2 protein-coding genes are annotated in these 1,922 nt (G+C 54.6%); both read left to right on the forward strand.

The window, feature by feature from the left end; all coding sequences use genetic code 11:
• On the forward strand, positions 1-1,341 hold a 1,341-nt coding region (locus tag SQ11_RS15145), incomplete at its 5' end, for an AMP-binding protein (protein ID WP_156972529.1).
• Positions 1,342-1,922: condensation domain-containing protein (locus SQ11_RS15150; protein ID WP_041515035.1), on the forward strand; the 581-nt coding region annotated here is incomplete at its 3' end. It lies immediately after the preceding gene.

Consider the following 1,922-nt stretch of genomic DNA (forward strand, 5'->3'; position numbering starts at 1 on the left):
GGCGTGGCTATGCGGCATCGCTCGCTTCGTAACCGTCTGGTATGGATGCAACAAGCCCATGGGCTGGTCGCTGGTGACGTGATTTTGCAAAAGACCCCATTCAGTTTTGATGTTTCTGTTTGGGAATTCTTCTGGCCGTTGATGAATGGTGCGCGCCTGGCCGTAGCTGCACCGGGAGATCACCGCGATCCTTTACGCCTGATCGAATTGATCCGACGACACGCAGTCACCACGATCCATTTCGTTCCTTCCATGTTGCAGAACTTTATATCTTGCAATAACACGCAAACCTGTACAACTTTGCGGCGCATTCTCTGTAGCGGAGAGGCATTGTCCATGGAGCTGCAACACAAGACACTGAGACAACTTCACTGGGCAAAACTTTTTAATCTCTACGGACCGACAGAAGCGGCAATCGATGTTACGCAGTGGGCATGCAAAAATGATGCCCATGGCAGCGTGGCGATCGGACAGCCCATTTCCGATACGAAAACCCGCATTCTTGATACGGATCTCAATCTGGTCCCGCAAGGGGTGGCTGGAGAACTATATCTGGGAGGCGTGGGGCTGGCGCGTGGCTATCTTAATCGCAGGGGGCTGACCACCGAGCGTTTTGTTGCCGATCCTTTTGATGAAAAGGGAGGGCGGCTGTACCGTACGGGGGATTTGGCGAGATGGCGTGGGGACGGGCAGATCGAATACCTGGGGCGCCTGGACAATCAAGTCAAGGTGCGGGGCTTTCGAATCGAGTTGGGAGAGATCGAAGCCCAGCTGCTTTTACAGCGGGAGGTGAGGGAAGCCGTCGTGGTGGCCCGGAGAGGAACAGGCGGAACAAGGCTGGTAGCATATGTGTCCGTGCATGCAGGCAAGAGCCTGGATATCCCAGTCTTGCGGGAAGCGCTAAGCAAGGCACTGCCGGACTACATGATTCCTGCGGCGATCATGGTGCTGGACAGTTTGCCACTGAGTCCGAATGGCAAGGTGGACCGCAGGATGTTGCCAAAGCCGGAATTTGCCAACATCGACCACTATGAGGCACCACAGGGTGAGATGGAAGAAGTCGTGGCGGACATCTGGGCCGACGTGCTCGGCATTGGGCAGGTGGGACGCAATGATAACTTCTTCGCACTGGGCGGGCATTCGCTTGCGATCCTGCAAGTACAGCAGAAACTGCAACAGAATCTATCCGTTTCACTGCCGCTGCGTTCATATTTTGAAAATCCTCTATTGACTGATCTTGTGTCTGTCATACAAGACCAGCGTTCACTCAGAGTCATGGAACATGTTGAGCATGCCGAGCTGATGGGGATGTCCGAATTGCTCGATTTACTGGAGAGCTGAATGGAGTTGAACAAGCAGGATATTGCCAAGCGGTATTCGGCGCTGTCTCCCGAGAAGCAGAAGGAATTTCTCGGTGCATTAAAAAAACGGGGATTCGATTTTTCCCTGCTTCCGATCGTCCGGCAGAAAGCGCAAAACCGCAATATGCTTTCCTATGCGCAGCAGCGGCACTGGTTCTTATGGCAGCTGGAGCCATCGAGCACGGCGTATCACCTGAGCGGCGCATTGAGTTTAACGGGAAGGCTGGATATTGAAGCGCTGCGTTCGAGTTTTGATGCATTGGTGATGCGGCACGAATCGCTGCGCACGGTTTTCCGGGCAAATGATCAGGGCATGGCCGAGCAGATCATTGGAGCAGAACAGAAGCTGGATATACCGGTGATCGACCTGTGCGATCTGCCGTCCACGCAGCGCGCGGTGCGAGCGCATGAAGAAGCCAGCCGGGTAAGCGCCACTCCGTTTGATCTTACGCAGGGCCCGCTGTTGCGGGTGGCGCTCATCAAGACCGCGCCGGAAGAGCACCTGCTGGTGATGGTGATGCATCACATCATATCGGATGACTGGTCGAATCGTATCATCTT

Origin of the sequence: Nitrosospira sp. NpAV (assembly GCF_000832065.1) — a bacterium.
GTDB lineage: Bacteria > Pseudomonadota > Gammaproteobacteria > Burkholderiales > Nitrosomonadaceae > Nitrosospira.